Source organism: Streptomyces sp. MP131-18 (assembly GCF_001984575.1).
Classification (GTDB): domain Bacteria; phylum Actinomycetota; class Actinomycetes; order Streptomycetales; family Streptomycetaceae; genus Streptomyces; species Streptomyces johnsoniae.
This window is the reverse complement of sequence record NZ_LZNS01000001.1, coordinates 203,659-224,896: the sequence shown is the minus strand read 5'-3', so window position 1 is coordinate 224,896 and position 21,238 is coordinate 203,659. Positions and strand designations below refer to the sequence as shown.

Below are 21,238 nucleotides of genomic sequence, written 5' to 3'. Positions count from 1 at the left end.
GGAACGGCGTGCTGTCCTGGGACCACGGTCCGGGGTGCGCAACATCCGGAGGCGGCCAGCGCCCCCCGGCAGTGGCCTGGCCATCCCGGGGCGCGGTCATTGCCAGCCCTCCCTCCCGGAGCACGCTCGGTTGCGCGGCACGGACCGTCACCACGGTCATGCGTCGCCGCGCCCGACGCCGGATGCAGCCGCCTCGCCCCTTCCCGAGCCACGTCGGTTGCCGGGGGAGGGGGCAGGCGCGGATAAGGCCGACGCTGGGTCCACCGACTGTAGACGATCACCTGTATGGCTTCACCTATGCAGCAAGGGGCTGATCCACCATGAGAGAAATGACGACGGACACCGTCACGACATATCTGTTGACCAACCGCGCCTTCGTCGCCCCGACCATCGGCGAGGCGATGCGCACCCTTGACCTTGGTGGCCGACGGCGATTGCTCGATGCGGGCACGGGCGCGGGGGGCGGGCTTGTCGCCCTGGCGCATGCGGCGGACCCGGACGCGCGTGTTCTCGGCGTGGACCAGAACGCCGACGCGCTCGAACTGGCCGCCGCCTATGCCGAGAGGGAAGGTGTCGCCGATCGGGTCGAGACCAGGCAGGCGGATCTGCTGGATGTGCTGGCGGAGGCGGCACGGTCGGGGGCGGGGTTCGACGCGATCTGGGCGAGTGACGTGATCTGGCCCGGTAACTTCCCCGATCCCGAAGCCGCGGTGGCCGCCCTGGTCGGGGCGCTCAACCCGGGGGGAGTCCTGGCGCTTTTCAGCAGCGGTTATTACCAGGCCACGTTCCTGCCCGGTCATTCCCGGGTGCAGCAGAAGTTGCGTGTCGCCTCACAGATGAACTGGGGTATTCCCGGGGACGGCCCAACGCACAACGAGCGGTTGGTGCACTGGGTGCTGGCGGCGGGGCTGCGCGGCCCCCGGGTGCGGCTGATGCCCCGGGCCGTCTTCCCTCTGGAGGACGACCCGACGGCGCGTCCCTACCTGGAGCGGGTGGTCTGGCCCGAACTTCTTGACGCCGCGCGCGAGCAGGGTCGGGAAGCCGGGATGAGCGAGGAGGAGTTGGCGCGGGCCGTCACACTGATGACCCCGGGCAGCGACGGCTACGCGCTCAACGAGCCCGGGTACCACCTGCTACACCCCATGCTGCTGGTGACAGGGACCCTCGACTAACCATGGCACCCCGGCTTCCTCATCGGTGGAGGATGCCGATCTCCGGAGAGCCGGGCACTCCGCCGGCACTGATCATGCGGCTGCTCAGACCTGCTTCCTCGGCCAGCGCTTCCAGCGTGAGGTTTTCCCAGGAGTACGTGTCGGTGGTATCGCGAACGAGACGCCCGTCGCGGAACACCTTCCATGAGGTGCACCACCGCATGAGGTTGCCCGCGACGGGCTCGGCCTCCGTCCACCACTCATAGGTCTGTTCCCCGATCGTCTCGCGCAGCATCCGGAAAGGGGGAATAGGCCGGGTGCTGCCCGCCCCCATCAGCTCCACGACGATGGGGCCGCCCGGGGGAAGGCGCTCGCTCAACATGCGCCACAGGCCAACCCGTTCCTCCTTGGAGAGGTGCCCCACTACGCCGAAGATCACGACAGCGCTGACGCGGGCCGGGAGTTCAACGCGCTGGGCGGGCTCGGCGAGGATGGTGACCCTGCTGCGCAGGCCGGGGTCGCCGAAGACCCGGCTGGTGAGCATCGCGCGCATGGGCGTGGAGGGTTCCACCGCGATCAGGGAGGCTCCCGGCAGGGCTTCGGCGATCACGGCGGTGATACGACCGGTCCCCGCGCCGATCTCCACCACGGGTCCGTGCCCGATGTCCACCCCGGACAGGGCCGTGGTCAACGGCCCTGCGCTGGTGGCTACATGGCGGGACGCGACCATCTCGTAGAACTCGGCGGAGGCGGTGTAGTAGTCGGCGACCACGGGCTCGGGTCCTCTCGTCTCGGTTGTCATCGCGGGGCTTGGCTCAGGGGGTGCTGGGCCAAGCCCTGGCCGGGCGGGGCGCGGGCAGGGCCAGGGCTCGGCAGATGGCCTCGGCGACTCGTTCCCGCTGGGGCGCGAGAAAGAAGTGGCCGCCGGCGAAGACGCTCACGCTGAGCGGTTCGGGCGTGACCTCGGACCAGGTCTGTGCCTCATTCCGTCCGCACTCGGGGTCGTCCTCCCCCACGAACACGCTCACCGGGCAGGGCAGCGTGCGGGGGGTGGCGGGGCGATACCGTTCGATCAGTCGGTAGTCGTTGCGCACATAGCGCAACACCATGGCACGCAGGTCAGGGTCGGCCATCACCTCGCGCGGGGTGCCGCCGAGCCTCACCATGTCGTCGACGAGCGCGTCGTCGTCCCTGAGATGGACGTTCCCGCCGGGAGTGCGGTGTGGCGCGGGCCGCCCCGAGGCCACGAGGCGGACGGGAGGCGGTTGCCCGATCCGGCGGAGTGCCAGGGCAACCTCGTAGGCGACGGCACTGCCCATGCTGTGACCGAACAGCGCGTAGGGCCGATCGAGAACGGGGCCCACAGCGGCCACCACCTCCCGGACCAACTCGTCCATGGTGTCCACCAGCGCGTCGTGGAAACGGTCCTCCCGCCCCGGGTACTGGACCGTCAGGACCTCCACCTCCGTCGGCAGAAGGCTCTGCCAGGGCCGGAACGAGGACGCCGCACCTCCCGCGTGTGGCAGGCAGACCAAGCGCAGCCTTGCCCGGGGGCGGAGAGAGGAACGCCTCAACCAGGGGCTGAGGTCAGCGTGTTCCAACGCCATGAGTATTCCTGTCCATTCCTGCTCGCCTGGTCTCTCCCGACCATTTCAGGGACACACGAAGTATTATGAATGCAGTTGTCATCTCCACGCAAACAAGGGGACATCCCTGGGTGCGCGCGCCAAGTTACCGAGAGGGCGTGTATTCGCTATAGCGAATACGTGGAGAGGTGTGCACGGTCTCGCTCGGACGTCACCGAAGGAAGGTGCAGGACACATGACGGAGTTCGACACGGAGGGCCTCGGCCCACAGGCGTTCCCGGTCCCGAGGGGCTGCCCGTTCGCCGCGCCGGAGGCCTACCGGGAGTGGCGCGAAAAGGGGCCGGTGACCCGAGTGACCCTGCCTACGGGGAGGGCGGCCTGGGTGGTGACCGGCTACCACGAGGTCCGCGCGGTGCTGGCGGACCCCAGGGTCAGCGCCGACGTCCGCCACCCGAACTTTCCTGCACTGGTGCAGGGGGAGCAGGAGGTGGGGGCCGAGTCCCGGCCCTTCATCCGGATGGACCCGCCCGAACATACGCGCTTCCGGCGTATGTTGCTGGCGGAGATGACCGTCCGCAAGGCGCGCCGGATGCGGCGGGACATCCAGCGTGTCGTGGACGAGCGAGTCGACGAACTCCTCGCCTTCGGTCCGCCGGCCGACCTGGTCAGGCACTTCGCCCATGCCGTCTCCAGCACGGTGATGTGCGAGCTGGTCGGCGTGCGGCGGGCCGACCCGGCGTTCCGGCGCGTCACCGGGACGCTGGGGTCGCAGGTCTTCGGAGGCGGTTCCAGCACCGCCGAGGGGGCCAGCGAAGGCGTAGGGGCGCTCTCCTCGGTGGTCGATGACCTGATCGCCGAACGCGCGGCGCGACCGGGTGAGGATCTGCTGAGCCGACTGGTGGTCGAGCAGTTGAACCCGGGGCTGGTGAGCCGTGAGGAGCTGGTCACGACCATCGCGATCTTGATCGTCGCCGGTTGGGAGACCACTACCAACCAGATCGCGCTCAGCGTGCTGGCTCTGCTCCATCACCCGGGTCTCTGGGAGCAGCTGCGCGCCGACTACTCCCTGTTGCCCGCGGCCGTCGAGGAGCTGCTCCGGGCCCTGTCCGTCGGGGACTCGATCGCGTTGCGTACCGCGACCGAGGACCTCGACATCGGCGGGCACATCATTCCCGCCGGAGACGGAATTATCCCCCTGCTTGCTGCAGCGAATCATGACCACAACGTTTTTCGTGAACCCGATAGCATTGATTTCGGGCGTGCCGAAAAAAAGCACGTCGCATTCAGCTACGGCGTTCATCAGTGCGTGGGTCAGAATATTGCGCGCCTTGAACTCAACATAGCTGTCGGCACCCTTTTGGACCGTGTTCCCACCCTCCGGTCAACCGTCCACCCGGAGGAGATCCGTTTCCGTCACGACGGCATCGCCTTCGGCCCGGAGCAGTTGCCCGTCACCTGGTGACTTCGGTTCGTTCCGCACCTCGCAGCACGCCGAGGTGCGGAACGAGGGTGCTGTGCGGGGCCGGGAGGCGGTGCAGGGTGAGACCGCTCTCGTCGGCCAGCCGTTGCAGGCTGACGGTGTGCCAGTGATAGTGGTCCCGTACCTCCCGCACCAGCCGCTCGTCGTCGAACACCCGCCACGTGGTGTCCAGACGCATCCGTTCCTCGCCCGAGGGCTCGCCGGCCATCCACCACTCGTACCGCAGCCGCCCGAGGGTGGCGCTCCGCAGGCGAGTCGGGGGCATCGACACCGGGCTGGTCAGGCCCATCACCTCCACGACGATGGGGGCGCCGGGGGGCAGACGTTCGGCCAGTTCCCTGAGCAGGGCCCCGCGCGCGTCCTGGGGAAGGTGCCCCAGCACCCCGCAGAGCACCACCCCGCAGAGGCGTTCGGGCAGCACCAGTTCGTGGGCCGCTTCGGGCAGCACGGTGGTGCGCCGGGCGAGGTCGGTGCGTTCGGCGAGCCGGGCGGTGAGAACGGCGCGCATCCCGGCGGCTGGCTCGGTGGCCATGATCTCGCAGGCGGGGTAGGCGTCCGCGATCTGCCGTGTGACCAGGCCGGTGCCCGCTCCGATGTCGAGCAGGGGGCCGACCGAGGGGTCGATGCCGTCGAGCGCGGCCACCACTGCGGGCCCGGTGCGCGCGGTGTGTTCCCTCGCCCCCAGGTCGAAGAACTCAGCGGGTTGGTCATAACCGGCGCCCGGTGTGTCTTCGTTGACGGGCGGTGGCGCGTCAGCCGACGAACCCGGCCGACGGGCCGAGACCGCGGGCCGCTCAAGGAGGTCCCTGGCGGCCAGCGGAGTGGGCGTGGCCGGTCGGATCAGCTCCGGCGGTCCCAGCCGCGCCATGAGGTCGCGCCACATGCCGAAGACGGCCAGATCAGGGCCGGCCGCGCGCAGAGGGTCGGTCTCTGCCCCGATCGCGTCCGCGAACTCCGTGAGCGCGATACCGAACGCCTCCGGCCACCACGCGGAGAAGACGTCCTCGAAACGAGGCGGTGGCGAGTCGTCATCGAATGTCTGGCTGACGGGCAACGCCAGCCCCTCTGCTCCCGGCCCCGCCCGGAAGACCAGACGGTGCCCCTCGTCCCTGGGCGAGTGCAGCCGGGGATGCCACAGCACCGGCCCGTGGGTGTCGGCCAGGGTGAGAACGCCGCCCTCCGTACCGATGCTGACGCGGTGCCAGAACAGGGCGTGGTTGTCGCGGTCTCCCGGATGGAGCTGGTTGTGCACGCGGAGCGTCAGCGGCACGCCCGCGACGGCGCCGTGCAGCAGCCGCAGCGGCGCCCGACCGTCGGCGGCGGCCCTGACGTCGTCGGGGACCGGCGCGGGATCGCCCAGCCGCCAGGGGCGCAGCCCGCCCAGCGCCCGGCCGAGGATGTCCACCAACGGTGCCAGCACGTGCACGGGCGAGGCCGCGTCCACGAAGAGCACCCGCTGCCTCGCCCGCAGGCCGGTGGCGGCCCGCAGGAACCGCCGCGAGGAGGGCACATGGGGATAGTGGGTGTTGACGCGGAACTGCCTGCCGACCGTGCGCGCCAGCCGCAGCGAGTCAGCCAACTCGTCCGGGTGCAGCGGGTGTTCCTGGAGAACGTGTACCCCGCGCTTCAGCAGGGCCTGGCCCAGTTCCGTGCCGGAGCCGCCCATGACGGCGGAGGGCACCACCACGCACGCGGCGTCCACCGTGTCGGGGAGTTCGTCGACCGCGCTGTGGCAGGGCACTCCCAGCCGGTCGGCCGCCTCCCGCGACTGCGGCCCGCCCTGGGACAGGATGCCGACGAGGGCGAAGGCGGGGTGGGCCAGGACCGCGTCGAGGTAGAAGCGGCCGAAGTTGGTGCCCGCCACCACGGTGCGCAGGGGCCGGTCGGGGCCGGGGACCGTGGTCACAGGGCACCGTCCTCGAACGCGCCCACGCGCGTCGCCCCGTCCTGGGCAGCGGTCGTGAACACGGCGAACTCCGCCGCGCCCGTCTTCTCCAGGGCGGCCAGCACCTCGGGGGGCCGCAGCGCCTGCGCCGCGAAGTGGAGACCGGGCGCGACCCGACCGTCCAGCACCTCCCGCACGGTGACCGCGGCCACGGCGCCCGTGAGTCGGTAGCTGTCGTCGGCGCGCACGACCACGGTGCGGGACCACTCGGGTCCCGACAGCTCCACGACCAGCCGGTAGTAGGGGGCGCGACCCGCCAGATCGATCTCACTCGCCCTGATGATCCGGTCGATGGCCTCCTGCCGCTGTTCGTCGGTCTCCACCGGCAGCGTGGGCAGCGTGGCGAACAGCGCTCTGATCCGGGCGCCGGGGAGGACGTTGTACCAACGGGCCTCGGCCAGCCCCAGGGCGGCGGCGAGGCGTTGGACCTCGGCGGTCAGCAGGGGTTGGGTCGTGACGCGTCCGGGGAAGAACGGGACCTCGGCGTCCTCCTCGACGCGCAGTGCCCTGGTCTCCCTCCGCCCCCGCCGCCACATGGCCAACGCGTGTCCGTAGGGCTCCCCGTCGGGGCCCCCGGCCCGCAGGGAGAGCAGGATGTCGGCGGCGACCGTGCGGGTGGCCCTCTCCAGGCCGCCGGCGTGGACGGTCAGTGCGGTGGGGGCGGTCGACCCGGCGGTGTCCTGGCCGACGAGGTGACGCGGTAGCAGGCCCGAAAGGCCGGGGACGGTGCCGGCCGAGAGGACGACCCGACGGCCGTCGGCCGGGGCACCGGCACGGACGAGGGCCTCGGCCACCGGGTCGTCCCCGAGAACGTCGACGTAGTCGGCGCCGGCGGCCAGGACGGCCCTGGCTACCGTCTCCTTGAGGAGGTAGCTGGGGCCGGCGCAGTTGAGGACGAGGCGCTGCCCCCGGCAGAAGGCGGCGAGCGAGGCCGGGTCGGTGGCGTCCACGGCGGTGACCTCCACGTCCCGCCAGGTGGCGTTGACGGTGATGGCCCCGGGGTCGCGTGCCCCCAGGCGCAGCGGTCCTGGCCTGTCGCGGGCCAGCGCGGCGACCGCGTGGCGGCCGACCTCGCCGGAGGCTCCCAGAACGGCGATCATGACTTCATCCCCTCGATCCCCTCGATACCCTCGATCAGTTCGGTCAGGTGGCTGAAGACCGTGGGCATGTTGTCGCCGGTCATACAGGTGAAGTGCTCGCCCGGGATGTCGCGCGTGCACAGTTCACCCAGGCAGATCTTCGCCCAGTGGTCGGTGATGGTGTCGGCGCTGCCGGGGAACGGATAGGCGCCGTTGTGACGCAGGAAAGTGATGTCCCCGGCGTAGGGCTCGGCACGGTGCCGGCTGAGTGCGAACGTGGACTGCTGGTAGGTACGCAGGGCGCGCAGCAGTCCCTCGGGCTGGTAGGTGCCGGCGAGTTCGGGCGGCAGCGCCTCGACCATCCTGGTCACGCGGGCCATCCGGGGCAGGGACTCCATGGTGGCGAACGCGTCCCCGATGTCGGCGTACTCGCCGTCGAGTGAGGCGACGGCCCCGTCGGAGATGGCGTCGGGTGAGCGTTCCAGGACGGTTCCCACGGCCGCGCCCACCCGGTCCTGGTCGGCGGGGAACCCGACGTGGGCCAGGTCCATGCCCATCATCAGGCCGAAGGAGTACTCGGACAGCAACTCGTCGTCGATCCGGAAGGTGGGGCTGTGGCTGCTGATGACGGTGAGGCTGCGCACCTCGGCGCCCGACTCGCCCAGCATCCGGGCGACCTCGGTGGCGATGACCCCGCCGACGCAGTAGCCGACGATGTCGAACCGGTCGTGCCCGGCGTCCAGGAGGGCCCTGGCATAGCGGGCGGCGAGACGGTCGATCAGCCCGGTGGCGTCGGCGTTGAGGAACGCGTCCAGCTCCGGTATCTCCAGCCCCAGCAGGGCGTTGTCCCCCGCCGCGGCGGAACGGAGCCGGGTGATCAGCGGACGGTAGGGCAGCAGGGTGCCCGTTCCCGCGTGGACCAGCACGGTGGCGGGCCCGGACGCCTCGCGCAGGGAGACGACGGGCGTGGCCTCTACCGCCTTGCCCCCGTCCTCGCCCTGGCCGACCTCCCGCAGGTACGCCGCGAGCCCGGCGACGGTGGGTCGGCGCAGCAGGTGGCGCAGGACGACCTCCCACTCCAGGTCCCATTCGCCGTTCTCCACGCCCGCCAGGCCCTCCCTGAGGCGTCCCACGATCCGGGCCACCAGCAGGGAGTCACCACCGAGCGCGAAGAGGTCATCATCGCGGCCGACGTGTTCCTGGCCCAGCAGCTCTGACCAGAGCCCGGCCAGGGCACGCTCCAGGTCATCACGGGGCTGCTGCGATCCGGGTGCCGCGGAGCCCTGCTCGGCGGCCTCGGCCCAGCGTTCCAACAGGGCGCGGTCGATCTTGCCGTTGGTGGTGCGGGGCAGGTCGTCGAGGATCTGCCAGCGGGTGGGCACCGCGTACTCCGGCAGTCGCTCCTGGGCGTGACCGGTCAGCTGCGTCGGGGTGACCGGCACGCGGTCGGGCTTGGGCTGTGCGAAATACAGCCGTTGCCCGAACGCCTCGGCCACCGGGCCCGGGGAGGGGTATTCGGCGACGATCCGGCCCGCGTCCTCGGTGAGGAACGCAGCCCACTGGTCGGCTTCCAGGAACGTTTGCTCGTCCGCCTCGCGCAGGTCGGTGAACGGCCCGGCGTGCTCGGGCAGGAACTCGGTGGAGACACGCACCGCCGGGTCGTCGTCGTCCGTGTTCTGCACCAGGACGAGCCAGCCCCCGGGCGCCACCAAGGACGTGAGCCGGCGCAGGGCGGCAGGCACGTCGCCGAGGTTGTCCAGTACTCCGATGCACACCAGCACGTCCACGGAGTTGGGCGCGAACCCCTGGGCCCGTGGCTCGGCATCGGGGTCGAACGACGCGGTGCGCACCCGGGGATCGTCCGCGAACCGGCGCTCGACCGCGGCCCGCCGACGGGCCGAGGGGTCCGTGGCCAGGTAGTCGATGGCGTCCGATTCCTCCAAAGCGGCGAGCACCGGGCCGGCCGCGCTTCCGCCGCGGAGACCGACCTCCAGGACGCGCGTCGGCTCCGGGCCGGTGTGGCGTCGGACGAGGTCGGCGACCCCGGCGGCCAGCGCCCGGTGCAGAACACGCGCGGGGGCGTTGTCCCGGTAGGCGGCGGCCAGTGCCTCGGAGGAGGCACCGGAGAAGGGAAGTTCCGCCTCGTCGTGACGGCCGGTCAGCAGCCGGGACAGGATGCGTGCGCTGTCGCGCACGGTGGCGAACAGCTCGCCGCTCCACCCCACCTGGCGTTCCAGGGCCTCGGCCCGCTCCCACCGTTCGGCGGCGGCCTCGCCCGGCGCGCGGAGATCCTGATACTCGCCATCCGGCGTCCGGGTGAGCAACCCCGCCTCGACGAGCCCGCGCAGCCACCTGCGCACCAGGCGCCGGCGCGCGGGAAGTACTTGCAGGGCAGCACAGATTCGCGCCGCGTCGAGCGGTCCTCTCGCTCCGTCGAAGGCGGGCGCAAGTGCCTCGGCGGTGGAGTGAAGCGCGGCGTCGGCCAGGGCGGCGCGGAACGCGGCGAGCCGGTCGATGTCCACCTCGGCGAGTGCCTCGTCCATGGCGCGGTTGGTGGCCTGGCGCCACACCGGGTCCGGGTCCTGGGGGAGTTCGTGGCGTGCCGGCTCGACGAAGGCGGCCAGGGAGCGTGAGCCCCCGGTGGTCGCGTCGCCCCGGCCGCCGGCGACGACCACGGCCGCGGCGCCTACCGCCGGCAGGCCCTCGAGGACGGACTGGATCTCGCCCAGCTCGATGCGGTACCCACGGATCTTGACCTGCTGGTCGTCGCGGCCGAGGAACTCGATGGTGCCGTCGGGGTGGTAGCGGCCGAGGTCACCCGTGCGGTAGAGCCGTTCGCCGGTGCCCGGGTGGAGGAGGAAGCGCTCGGCGGTGCGTGGGGCGTCCCCGAGGTAGCCCTGAGCAAGCCCGATACCGCCGATGTACAGCTCGCCCGGCACCAGGTCGGGGCGGGGGCGCATCGTCTGGTCCAGGACGTGGAAGGTCTGGTTGGTCAGCGGCCTGCCGTAGGGGATGCTGGGGCGTTCGGCGTCCTCGGCACGTACGGCGTGGTGGATGGACCAGATGGATGCCTCGGTCGCGCCGCCCAGGCTGTGGACCTCGGCCGAGGGAGCCCAACGGGCCACCGCGGCCGGCAGCCTGGGCGGAATCCAGTCACCGGAGAGCAGAGCCAGCCGCAGCGAGGGCAGTGGTGGGTCGTCGGCCCGCAGGTAATCGTGCAGCATCTGAAGCTGGCCGGGGACGGAGTTCCAGATGGTGACGCCGTCCTCACGGACGATCTCGGCCCAGCTGGAGGGGTCGCCCCGGCGCACGGGATCGGCCATGACCATCGCGGCACCCACGGCGAGTGGACCGAAGATGTCGTAGACGGACAGGTCGAACCCGAGCTGGGCCAAGGCGAAGACCCGGTCCTCGGGGGTGAGCGCGAAGCGGTGGTTCATGTCGGCGACCGTGTTCAGGGCGGCGGCGTGACCGATCATCACGCCCTTGGGGGCGCCGGTGGAACCGGAGGTGTAGATCACGTACGCCAAGTCGTCCGGGGCGGTCCCGGCGTCGTCGAGAGGCTCGGGCGAAGGCGGACAGGAGTCCACCGGGATCACCGGCAAGCCGTCCGGCCGATCGCGTTCGGTGGCGAGCCAGGACTGGGTGAGGAGGGCGGCGGCCTTGGCGTCGGCGAGGATCGCCGCCTGGCGGAGCTTGGGCTGGTTGGTGTCAAGCGGCAGGTAGGCGGCGCCGGCCAGAAGGGTGCCGAGCACTGCCGTCGGCTGCTCCCAGCCCTTCTCCAGGGAGATCGCGACGAGGTCGCCGCGGCCGACACCGGCCGCGCGGAGCGCGCGGGCGACTCCCTGGGCGTGCTCGATCAGCTCCCCGTAGGTCAGGGACCTGTCGCGGGCGAACACGGCGATCCGCTGAGGAAGACGCCGCGCGGTGTCCACCACACCGTCCTGAAGCCGGGCCCGGGGCGCGGGGGCGCTCGTGTCGTTGACCCGCTCGCGTACCGCCTTGGTGCTCGCGGGCAGTTCCACGCGGGCCGGAGACCGCCAGGCGGCCTTGTCGTCGGCGAGGGTGGTCACCAGTTTGGCGAACGCCTCGAACATGTCCTCCGCCGTGGAGCCGGCGAGCACTCCCCGGCGCACGTCCCAACTGAGCGCGAGCCTGTCGGCTCGCTCCATCACCTGGCAATCCAGCCAGACCTGAGGCGTCTGCGTTCTGGCGTAGCGCACCACGCCCTCCGGCCGCCTGGTAGTGGCCGAGCCGAGAGTGCTGGTGAAGACAACCGGCATCAGCAGGGGTCCGGACTGGCCGGCCCGGCTCAGTTCGGCGAGCACCTGGCTGCCGGTGAACAGCCCATGTGAGAGGTCTTCCAACAGCGTGGCGCTCAGGGCACCGGCCCGCTCGGCGAAGCCGCGTTCCTCGCCCAGGTCCACGGCCAGCAGTTCCACCGTGGTGAAGTCGCCCACGAGCTGGTCGACCTGCTCGTGCAGGGGGAGGCGGGTGAAGGTGGGCACGTTCAGGGTGAAGCGTGGGTTGCCGCTCCACCGGCCGATGACTTCGGCGTAAGCGGCCAGGACGGCGGCCGAGACGGTGAGTCCGTGAGCGGCGGCGTGGTCGGCAAACGCCCGTGCGCGGTCGGGGTCGAGCACCGTTTCGAAGCGGCTGAAGGGTCCGGGCCGCTCGGTGCCGGGGGCGACGGGGAGTTCGGGGGCGTTGGGCAGGTCGGGCAGGCGGCGCAGCCAGTAGTCGCGGTGGCGGTCGTACTCGGAGGTGAGACTCTGTTGCCGACGCGTCAGTACGTAGTCGCGGAAGCCGATGTCCAGCGGCAGCAGCGGCCTGCCGTGGTAGATGTCTTCCAGTTCGGCCAGCACCAGCAGCAGGCTGGCATAGTCGACGATCAGCTGGTCCATGGACAGATGGAGAATCAGGGCGTCGTCGCAGTGGGTCAACCGCACGGCGAACAGGGGCGGTTCGTCGGTAGGTGGCACCCGGGTGGCAAGCTCCTCGCGCACCTCGGCGACCCGTTCCTCCACCGCATCGGGTGGCGCACCGCGCAGGTCGCGCAGGTCGATGGGCGGCTCGGGCAGTTCCGGAAGCACCTCCTGGGAGCCGTCGGGGTGCACGGTGGCGCGCAGCATGTCGTGACGGCGGACGACGGCCCACCAGGCGTCGTTGAGCCGGTCGGCGTCCATCGCCACCGGGTAGGCCATTTCGAGGTAGACATGGCAGGCCACCCCGCCGTAGCCATAGGCCTCGCCGCGGCCCACGAGGTAGGCGGCCTGGATGTCGGTGAGCGAAAAGGGCGCGTGGGCGGCGGCGCGATCGGGGGCGATCCGGGCCGCGTGAGCACGCTCGGTCAGGTGGGTCAGCACCTCGTCCCGGTGGGTGCGGAGCAGGGCGCGCCGCTCCTCCGTCAACGCCCCCCGGGGCGCGCGGAAGCGAAGCTGTCCGTCCTCCGCCCAGAGCCGAATGCCGTCCTTCTCCAGGTCGGAGACGATCTGCTGGACCTTCATATGATTCCGCTCTCTTCCAGGATGTGCGTCGACTGGGAGCTTTCGACCCGGGCGGCCAGGTCGGCGACGGTGGAGGCGGCGAGGAAGTCGCGCACGGGCACGTCCACGCCCAGGACCGCGTTGACGGCGGCGACCAGGCGCAGCGCCGCGAGGCTGTCCCCGCCCTCCGCGAAGAAGTTGGCGTACCGGTCGGTGACCTGGCGTCCGAGCGTCTCGGCCCACAGGGCCGCGACCTCCTTCTCGGTGTCCGTGCGTGGCGGGCCGGACTGCCCCGTCCCGGCGGCTGCGGCGGCGGCCAGGCCGGCGCGGTCGGTCATGCCGTCGGGGGTCATGGGAAGGCGGTCGATGAGCTCGAGGTCGGTGGGCACCGCGTGCGGCGGCAGCAGCGTGCCGAGGTGCCGCGTCAGGTCGGCGGCGCCGACCGGTTCGGGGCCGCGGGGTACGACGAGCGCGCGCAACCTGTGCCCGGCCGCCGCTTCGAGGGGCAGCACCACCGCGTGGGCGACGGCGGGATGTGCCTCCAACGCGGCCTCGACCTCGTCGAGTTCCACCGGGCGGCCCGCCATGGTCACCCGGCGCTGGGGGGTACCCAGCAGTTCCATCGTCCCGTCGGGGCGGAACCGGCCGCGCATCCCGGTGCGGTACCAGCGTTCCCCGCCGTGCGTCACCAGCGTCGGCGGACCGTCGCCGATGTCCTCGCGCACGTCCAGGGGCGCTCCCGAGCCTCCGAGGTGAATCTCCCCGGTGACCCAGTCCGGACAGTCCCCGCCGAGGGCGTCCACCACGCGGTGGTGTTGGCTCGCCAGCGGAGTCCCGCGCGGGAACGCCGACCCCGGCCGGGGTTCGTCGTCGACGATGAGCAGGCCCGCTCCCGTGGGGGCACCCGGGACGGTCCCCAGGGCGATGAAGCGGTGATCGACGCCCGCCCGTTCGCGGAACCGCTCGTGCAGGCCCGGCGGAATCCGGTCGCCGTGGAGCAAGGCCGCGCGGAGTCGGCCGGTGGTGCCGTCGGGCTCCTCCCGGCCGTCGCCCAGCAGCGCGTCGAGCTGCCGGGGGGTGCCGTTCCACACGGTGACCTCGTAGCGACCGATCAGCCGCCGCCAGGCATCCGGGGCGTCGCGCTCGTCGGCGCGCGGGAGCACGAGTGCGGCCCCGACGCCCAGCAGACCGAAGACATCGAACAGGCCCGGCGGACTGTCCAATGTGTGCAGGGCGAGTCCCTTGTCGTCCTGGTCGACGCCGAGGCGCTCACGGAGCTCGACGAGGGGGCCCGCCGTGGCGCGGTGTCCGTACAGCACAGCCCGTGCGGGCGCTCCGTCGCCGCCGGTGAGAACGCAGTGGGCGGGCGCGTCGGGGTCCTCGGCGTCGATAGGCGGAGGGACGTCGTTCGAGGCGAGCAGTTCGGCCGGCGTCACGACCCGCCACGGCCCTTCCGGCTGGGGGGAGTCGGCGATGATCAGCTTGACGCCGGCGACCAGGCACCGGGCCCGGCGCCGGTCGGGGCCGTCGTCGGGGCGGAGGGGGGCGAACGCCGCACCGGCCCGCAGCACCCCGAGGGCCGCGGTCACCTGTTCCTGCCCGGCGGCCGGCGCCAGGGCGACGATGTCGCCGGCGCCCACGCCGCGTGCGGCGAGTGCCGCCGCGACCCGTAGGGCACGGTCGGCCAACGCGCCGTAGGTCAGGGAGCCCTCGGGGAGGAGCAGCGCCGTGCGGTCGGGGGCGGCGACGGCCTGCCGGAAGAAGGCCGCGTGCAGCGTCTCGACGGGATCGGTGGCCCGCCGGGCGTTGAACTCCGCACGCCGCGCTCGCTGTTCCTCAGGCGGCGCGACGGGAAGTGGACCGGCCCACTCCTCGTCCACCAAGTGGTCGAGCAGCCGGCAGTAGGTGGCGAACATGGCATCGAGGACACCGGGGAGGAAGAGGTCCTCGATCGCGTCCCAGCTGACGACGATGCCGTCGGCCGCCTCGGTGACCTGGTTGTCCAGCATCACCTGAGGCGTCTGGGAGATCCCGAACACCTTGGCGGGGAAGGTCTCGGAGAGGTCCTTCACCTCCCGGTCGCCTACCCCGACCGAGCTGCTGAAGACCACCGGCATCGCGGCCTCGACCGTTCCCGTGCGCCGCGCGAGCTCCTGCATCAGCCAGATCGCGGACTCCTCGCGGTGATCGAGATCCTCGCCCATCACACGCTGGAGACGGTGCGCGGCGGTCGGCCAGTCCTCATCCGGCGCGGGACGGTGACCGATGAGCGAGACGGAGGTGAAGTCGCCGACGACACGGTGGATATGGGGATGCACCGGCAGCCTGTTGAAGAGCGTGAGGTTGACCGTCACTCCGGTCCGGTCGCTCCAGGCGGCCAGCACCTCGACATAGCAGAGCAACAGCACCACGGACGGGGTGAGCTGGTGTTGGGCCGCCCGTTCACGCAGCCGCGCCCAGCGGTCGGCGGCGAGAGGGCGGGTGCGGCGGGTGAACCGGGGGTGGGCGATGGTCGAGGGGTCCTTGGCCAGCGGTAGCGCCGGGGCGTGGGGGAGCGCCTCCAGCCGGTCCAGCCAGTAGGCGCGTGCGCGCCGCACCGCTTCGGTGTCGGGGACCACCTCCAGGACGTAGTCCCGGAAGGAGATGTCGATCGGCGGCAGAGCTGCCTCAGGCTCGCGATAGAGGGTGTCGAGTTCGCCGTAGAGCAGGATGATCGACGCGCCGTCGAGGGCGATGTAGTCGAGCCCGATCGCGAGGCGAGTGCGGGTGTGTCCATGGTGCGGGTAGCGCACCGCTCTGATGTCGAACAGGGGCCACCTGGTGGGGTCCAGTCGGCGGTGCGAGGACTCCTCGCGCAGCCGGGTGAGTTCGGCGGCGGCTTCTTCGGCGGTGATCTCGGTGACGGTGATCGGTTGATGCGGCACCGTGGGGAGGATGCGTTGCCGCCCGTCTTCGTCGAAGACGGCGCGCAGCATCTCGTGGCGTTCGACGAGCCTGCGCCAGGCCCGTTCCATGCGGTCCAGATCGATGTCGTCGCTGTCGAACTCGCTGTAGTGGTAGGTGCCGACGCCGCCCAGGGGGAGGCGGTCGTCGCGCCCGATCCAGAAGGCGCGCTGCACGTCCGTGGGCGGGAACGGCTCATGTCGCCGTTCCGGGTCGCCCTGGGTCAGCACGTCGTCAACGGCGAGTCCCCGGGTGAGGTCGGCGGCGAAGTCCGCCAGCCGGGGGCGGGAGAACAGCCGGGCGATACCGGCGTCGCCCACCCCGGCCCGTCGCAGGGCGACGATCACCCGGGTGGCCAGCAGCGAGTCACCGCCCAGGGCGAAGAACGAATCCTCGCGCCCGATGTCGGCGATGCCCAGCACCTCCGACCACACACGCGCGACGACGGTTTCCGCCCACCCGGAGGGCGCGGCGCCGGACCCCATGACGCGCTCATGGTCGGCCAGTTCGGCCGCCTTGGTGCGGTCGGGTTTGCCGTTGCGGGTCAGCGGCAGGGCGTCCACGGCGGTCACCTGCCCGGGCATCATGTAGGCGGGGAGGTGGGAGCGCAGGGCTCGCAGTACCTCCTCCGGCTCGGCCTCCCCGGCGGCGACGAGCACCAGTCGGGCGGGGCTGCCGGTCACCAGCGCGACCGCCGCCTTGACATCCGGGTGTGCGACGGCTGCGGCCTCCACTTCGCCGAGTTCGATGCGGTGGCCGCGCAGCTTGATCTGGTGGTCGGTCCGGCCGAGGAACTCCAGGAGCCCGTCATCGCGGTAGCGCGCCCGGTCCCCGGTGCGGTACCAGCGGTGGCCGGCGTGCTCGACGAACCGCTCGGTCGTGCGCTCGGGGTCACCGCGGTAGCCGTTGGCCAGGCCGGTGCCGGCGATCCACAGTTCCCCCGGCACCCAGTCCGGGCAGTCTCGGCCCCTGGAGTCCACGACCCGGGCGCGCATGTTCGGCAGCGGCACACCCCAGGGAACGGAGGACCAGCCGGGCTCCACCTCGTCCAGGTCGAAGACCGTGGAGTGCACGGCCGCCTCGGTCATGCCGCCCAGGGCGACCAGACGGGCCCCGGGCACCAGCGCGCGCAACCGCCCCGGCAGGTCCAGGCCCACCCAGTCACCGCCGAGGAGTACCAGCCGCAGCGAGGTGCCCGGACCGATGCCCGATTCGGCCGCCGTCAGCAGCATCTCCAGAAGCGCGGGTACGCAGTTGACGACGGTGACACCCAGCTCGCGCACCAGCGAGGCCCAGTGCTGCGCGTCACGTTGGGCCTCCTCGCCGATCAGGACAACCGAACCGCCCGCCGACAGCGGTCCGAAGAGGTCGTAGACGGACATGTCGAAGTCCAGCTCGGCCAGCGCCAGGCCGCGATCGCCCGGACCGATGCCATACCGGGCGTTGATCGCCCCCAGTGTGTTCATGGCGGCCCGGTGGGAGACCTCGACCCCCTTGGGCAGTCCGGTGGAGCCCGAGGTGAAGATGACATAGGCGGGGGAGTCATCGGGGCGGTCGAGGACCGGTTCCGCCGGGACCAGGCGTTCGGCACCCTCGATCGGCAGGACCGCGACCGTCTTACCGGCCAGGCCGCGCCACCGTTTTCGGTGGCGCTCGTCGGTGAGGACGGCGTTCGCCTCGGCTGCTCTCAGGACGAGCGCGGCCCGGTGCTCGGGCTGCCCGACGCCGACGGGTACGTAGGTGGCGCCCGCTCCGAGAACGCCCAGGACGGCGGCGACCTGTGCGGCCCCCCTCGGTAGGCTCACGACCACCGAATCACCGGGGCGCACCCCCTGGGTCACCAGCAGCGCCGAGACCTGCTCGGCCCAGCGGGCCAGGCAGCCGTAGGTGCGGGATCTGCCCACCTCGTCGACCAGGGCCACCCGCTCGGGAAACTCGGTGGCGGTTCGGTGGAAGCCCTGGTGGAGGCGCACCCGCTCGACGGGAGTGGCCGTGTCGTTGACCCGGTCGCGCACTCGGCGCTGGGTGACGGGCAGTTGGGGCCCCACGGGCCGCCGCCAGCTCTCCTCTTCGTCGAGCAGGCCGCCGACCAGGGTCAGGTAAGCGTCGAACGCGGCCGGCATCGAGCCGGGGGCGAAGGCATGCTCCCGCACGTCCCAGTTGAGCAGGAGTCCCCCGTCCAGTTCGGTGACCTGGGCGTCCAACCAGACCTGGGGCCCCTGGGAGATGATCCAGGACGGCTCGCCGAAGGTCTCCCGCACCGGACGGTCGTAGACCTCGCCGAGTCCGAGGGCGCTGGTGTAGACGACTGGTGCGAGAACCGGCGTGCCACCGCCCGCGCGGGCCAGGTCCCGCAGCACCTCGACGCCGGAGTACGCCCCGTGCGCGATAGCGGCGCGCAGCCGGGACTGGAGGTCGGATGCCTGCTCGGCGAACGGGCGCGGGGCACCGAGGTCAACCTCCAGCAGGACCGAGCTGCTGAAGTCGCCCACCAGCAGGTCGGCGTCCGGTGCCGCGGCGTCGCGGTGGAAGAGCGGGAGGTTGAGGAAGAACCGGGGCTCGGCGCTCCAGGCGGCGATCACCTCGGCGAAGGCCGTGGCCAGCACGGCGGTGGGGGTCAGTCCGTGCCGGCGGGACGCGGCGTGCAGCTTCGCCGTACGGTCCGCGTCGAACCAGTGGTGCAGGCGGGTGGTACGGCGAAAGTGTTCCGCCGAGGACTCCGGGCTCTGCGGGTCGACCACGGTCGGCAACGCGGGCGGAGCGCTGAGAGCGGGAAGGCACTCGGCCCACCAGGCGCGGGCCTGTTCCCGCTCCTCGGCTCGTTCCTCCCTGGTGCGGCGCAGGTACTCGTCGTAGTGGGTGACGATGGCCGGGAGTTCGGCCGCCGGGTCGGTGTAGAGGCGCTGCAGATCGGCCAGCAGCACTCTCATGCTCGCGGCGTCCGCAGCGATCATGTCGAGGTCGAGGTGCAGCCGGGTCACCCCGCCGCGGAGCAGGGAGAGCGTGACGTCGAAGACCTCTCCCTCCTCGACGTTCATGCGGCGGTGGGTGAGGCGGTCGCGCGCCGAGGCCAAAACCGCCTGCGCCTCCTCGGCCGTGTGGTCGCGGAGGTCGTGCACGGTGATGGCGGGCTCGACCTCGCGGTCGATCACGCGCTGGCGTCCGTCGTCCAGCACGGTGACGCCCAGCATCTCGTGGCGTCGGCGCAGCGCGGTGACCGCGACGGCCAAGCGCTCGGGCTCCACGGCCGTCCCGTCCAGCTCGGCGTAGAAATGGGCGCCCACACCGCCGAGTGGCTGCTCGTCCTGGCGCCCGATCCAGTAGGCGTGCTGCATCAGGCCAAGCGGGAAGACATCGTCGGGCTCCGCGCGGCTGGTATCGGTCCGTGCCCTCGGGCGCTCCCTCTCGGGCTCGGCCGGCGGTCGAGCTCCGGCGGCCGTGGCCAGAATGCGCGCCCAGTCGCTCACTGTGGGCGCGTCGGCCAACTGCTCGAAGCTGACCATGAACCCGCGTCGGCGCCACTCGCCGGTGAGCCGGATGAGCCCCAGGGAGTCCAGCCCCAGCTCGAACAGATCTGCCTTCGGGCCGAGGTCGTCCGCCGACATCCCAAGCAGCTCGGCGACCATCGCGTGAACGTCGGGTCCGGTTGTCGCTCGTTCGGTTCCAGATGCGTCGGTCACGGGTGCTGAATGCCTCCTTTGCGAGCGGCGAGTACGGCCGGTCCGCTGGATGGGTCGTGGTGCTCACGGAACGAGACAGCCCCGCGCCGCCCGAAGCCTATGTAAAGATGATAATCATGTTCAAGACTGGGCCGGGGGATGCCAGCAGGCGAGGACATCCCCGCGGCGCGATGAAAGGAGCCGACAGGCATGGACAGGACACCGTCCCGGCGGGCCCCCGGCGACTCGCCGGAATGGCCGGGCTGGCCGCCGGAGGCCGCGTTGCGCTACCGCTCGGCCGGGTACTGGGGAGACGAACTGCTCGGCGACATCCCACGGCGGCAGGCCACGCTGCGCCCCGGGGCGACGGCCCTGGTGGACGGCGGACGCCGGTGGACCTACGCCGCGTTGGAAGACGAGGTTACGACAGTGGCGCGGGCGCTCCACGGGCTCGGGCTCCGGCGCGGAGACCGAGTCATCGTCCAACTGCCCAATGTCGCCGAGTTCGTGCTGACTTGGTTCGCACTGCAACGCCTCGGCACCGTGCCGATCCACGCCATGCCCGGGCACCGCCGCTCCGAGATCAGCCGCCTGGCACGGCAAACGGACGCGGTCGCCTATGTCGTGCCAGATCGCCACGCCCGTTTCGACCACCGGTCGTTGGCCGTCGAGATCCGTGAGGCCGAGAACGCCGTCCGTCGGGTGATCGTCGTCGGTGACGTCGGCGACCACGCCGACCTGGTCCCCTTCGAGGACCTCCGGCGAGGCGGCCAGGCCGATCCCGGCGGGAAGCCGCCCGCCCCAGGCGACTTGGCGCTGCTCCTGCTGTCGGGAGGTACCACCGGTAGCCCCAAGCTCGTCCCGCGTACCCACCAGGACTACGCGTACAACGCCCGAGCGGCGGCGGAGATCTGCCGACTGGGCCCGGACAGTGTGTATCTCGCCGTACTGCCGATCGCCTTCAACTTCACCATGAGCTGCCCCGGCATCCTGGGGACGCTGCACGCGGGAGGCACCGTCGTACTGGCGCCCAACCCCAGCCCGGCCAGCGCCTTCGAGCTGATCGAGCGCGAGCGGGTCACCATCACGGCGGTCAATCCACCGCTGGTGCCCCACTGGCTCACCGAGGCCCGGGACAGCCGGCCGGATCTGACGAGTCTGCGAGTCCTCCAGGTCGGCGCCGCACGACTGCCGGACGAGTCGGCGCGGCGGATCGGCCCGGAGCTGGGCTGCCGCCTCCAACAAGTGTTCGGTATGGCGGAAGGGCTGCTCAACCTGACCCGGCTCGACGATCCGGACGAGCTCATCTGCACCACCCAGGGCCGACCGGTCTCTCCCGACGACGAAGTGCTCGTCACCGACCCGGACGGCCGTCCCCTCCCCGACGGCGACGTGGGGGAGTTGCTCACCCGAGGGCCCTACACCCTGCGTGGTTACTACCGTTCGCCACGGCACGCACACACCCACTTCACCGAGGACGGCTACTACCGCACCGGTGACCTCGTCCGCCGCCTGCCCAGCGGCCACCTGCGCGTGGTGGGCCGGGTGAAGGACCAGATCAACCGCGGCGGCGAGAAGATCGACGCAACCGAAGTCGAGGAACATCTACTGGCCCACCCCCGGATTGTCTCCGCCGCTCTGGTGGCGTCTCCCGACCCCGAACTCGGCGAGCGCACGGTCGCGTTCCTGGTGTGCACCGGTTCCCCGCCGGGCGCCCGGGAGGTCGCCGCCTTCCTGCGCGAACGAGGCCTGGCCGCCTACAAGGCTCCCGACCGTGTGCGGATCGTCCAGGAGATGCCGCTCACCGCCGTCGGCAAGATCGACAAGCGAGCGTTGACCGCCCTGGCTTGACGGGCCCCACCCCTGACCATTCCCACCGGTCCCCGGATCGGTGGATCACACGGGAGCC

General features: G+C 71.6%; 9 protein-coding genes. 3 read left to right on the top strand and 6 right to left on the bottom strand.

Going from position 1 to position 21,238, the window contains the following annotated elements; all coding sequences use genetic code 11:
* The first annotated feature begins 329 nt into the window (after positions 1-329).
* Positions 330-1,172: a class I SAM-dependent methyltransferase gene (locus tag STBA_RS01165; protein WP_077057453.1), complete on the top strand. Its 843-nt coding sequence runs from the start codon at positions 330-332 to the stop codon at positions 1,170-1,172.
* 19 nt (positions 1,173-1,191) lie between these two features.
* Here STBA_RS01165 and STBA_RS01160 read toward each other — a convergent pair whose 3' ends face one another.
* On the bottom strand, positions 1,192-1,953 hold the full coding sequence (locus tag STBA_RS01160) for a class I SAM-dependent methyltransferase (protein ID WP_079251628.1): 762 nt from the start codon (positions 1,951-1,953) through the stop codon (positions 1,192-1,194).
* Between the two features lie 13 nt (positions 1,954-1,966).
* Positions 1,967-2,758, bottom strand: coding sequence for an alpha/beta fold hydrolase (locus STBA_RS01155; RefSeq protein ID WP_077057452.1), 792 nt, complete (start codon positions 2,756-2,758; stop codon positions 1,967-1,969).
* 214 nt (positions 2,759-2,972) lie between these two features.
* Here STBA_RS01155 and STBA_RS01150 point away from each other — a divergent pair, with 214 nt between their 5' ends.
* Positions 2,973-4,199: a cytochrome P450 gene (locus tag STBA_RS01150; protein WP_077057451.1), complete on the top strand. Its 1,227-nt coding sequence runs from the start codon at positions 2,973-2,975 to the stop codon at positions 4,197-4,199.
* On the opposite strand, the gene STBA_RS01145 is transcribed toward STBA_RS01150, so the two are convergent.
* The 4 genes from STBA_RS01145 to STBA_RS01130 are packed head-to-tail and all read right to left on the bottom strand — an operon-like array spanning position 4,189 to position 19,350.
* Positions 4,189-6,123 carry a Gfo/Idh/MocA family oxidoreductase gene (locus tag STBA_RS01145; RefSeq protein WP_077057450.1) on the bottom strand — a complete coding sequence of 645 codons (1,935 nt, stop codon included), beginning with the start codon at positions 6,121-6,123 and terminating at the stop codon, positions 4,189-4,191. The two genes, STBA_RS01150 and STBA_RS01145, sit on opposite strands and share 11 nt — an antisense overlap.
* Positions 6,120-7,262, bottom strand: a complete 1,143-nt coding sequence (locus STBA_RS01140; RefSeq protein ID WP_077057449.1) for a saccharopine dehydrogenase NADP-binding domain-containing protein — start codon at positions 7,260-7,262, stop codon at positions 6,120-6,122. The genes STBA_RS01145 and STBA_RS01140 overlap by 4 nt, the downstream gene beginning before the upstream one ends.
* Positions 7,259-12,748 carry a non-ribosomal peptide synthetase gene (locus STBA_RS01135; RefSeq protein WP_077057448.1) on the bottom strand — a complete coding sequence of 1,830 codons (5,490 nt, stop codon included), beginning with the start codon at positions 12,746-12,748 and terminating at the stop codon, positions 7,259-7,261. The genes STBA_RS01140 and STBA_RS01135 overlap by 4 nt, the downstream gene beginning before the upstream one ends.
* Positions 12,745-19,350 (bottom strand): non-ribosomal peptide synthetase, encoded by a 6,606-nt coding sequence (locus STBA_RS01130; RefSeq protein WP_253194479.1) that lies wholly within the window; start codon positions 19,348-19,350, stop codon positions 12,745-12,747. Before STBA_RS01130 ends, STBA_RS01135 begins: the two co-directional genes overlap by 4 nt.
* 189 nt (positions 19,351-19,539) lie before the next feature.
* Here STBA_RS01130 and STBA_RS01125 point away from each other — a divergent pair, with 189 nt between their 5' ends.
* Positions 19,540-21,180 (top strand): (2,3-dihydroxybenzoyl)adenylate synthase, encoded by a 1,641-nt coding sequence (locus STBA_RS01125; protein ID WP_079251627.1) that lies wholly within the window; start codon positions 19,540-19,542, stop codon positions 21,178-21,180.
* Positions 21,181-21,238: the final 58 nt, after the last annotated feature.

Bases quoted from the DNA above. Each gene is read 5' to 3' on its own strand.
- STBA_RS01140 (WP_077057449.1), bottom strand. From the start codon at position 7,262: ATGATCGCCGTTCTGGGAGCCTCCGGCGAGGTCGGCCGCCACGCGGTC.
- STBA_RS01125 (WP_079251627.1), top strand. From the start codon at position 19,540: ATGGACAGGACACCGTCCCGGCGGGCCCCCGGCGACTCGCCGGAATGG.
- STBA_RS01135 (WP_077057448.1), bottom strand. From the start codon at position 12,748: ATGAAGGTCCAGCAGATCGTCTCCGACCTGGAGAAGGACGGCATTCGG.
- STBA_RS01155 (WP_077057452.1), bottom strand. From the start codon at position 2,758: ATGGCGTTGGAACACGCTGACCTCAGCCCCTGGTTGAGGCGTTCCTCT.
- STBA_RS01165 (WP_077057453.1), top strand. From the start codon at position 330: ATGACGACGGACACCGTCACGACATATCTGTTGACCAACCGCGCCTTC.
- STBA_RS01160 (WP_079251628.1), bottom strand. From the start codon at position 1,953: ATGACAACCGAGACGAGAGGACCCGAGCCCGTGGTCGCCGACTACTAC.
- STBA_RS01150 (WP_077057451.1), top strand. From the start codon at position 2,973: ATGACGGAGTTCGACACGGAGGGCCTCGGCCCACAGGCGTTCCCGGTC.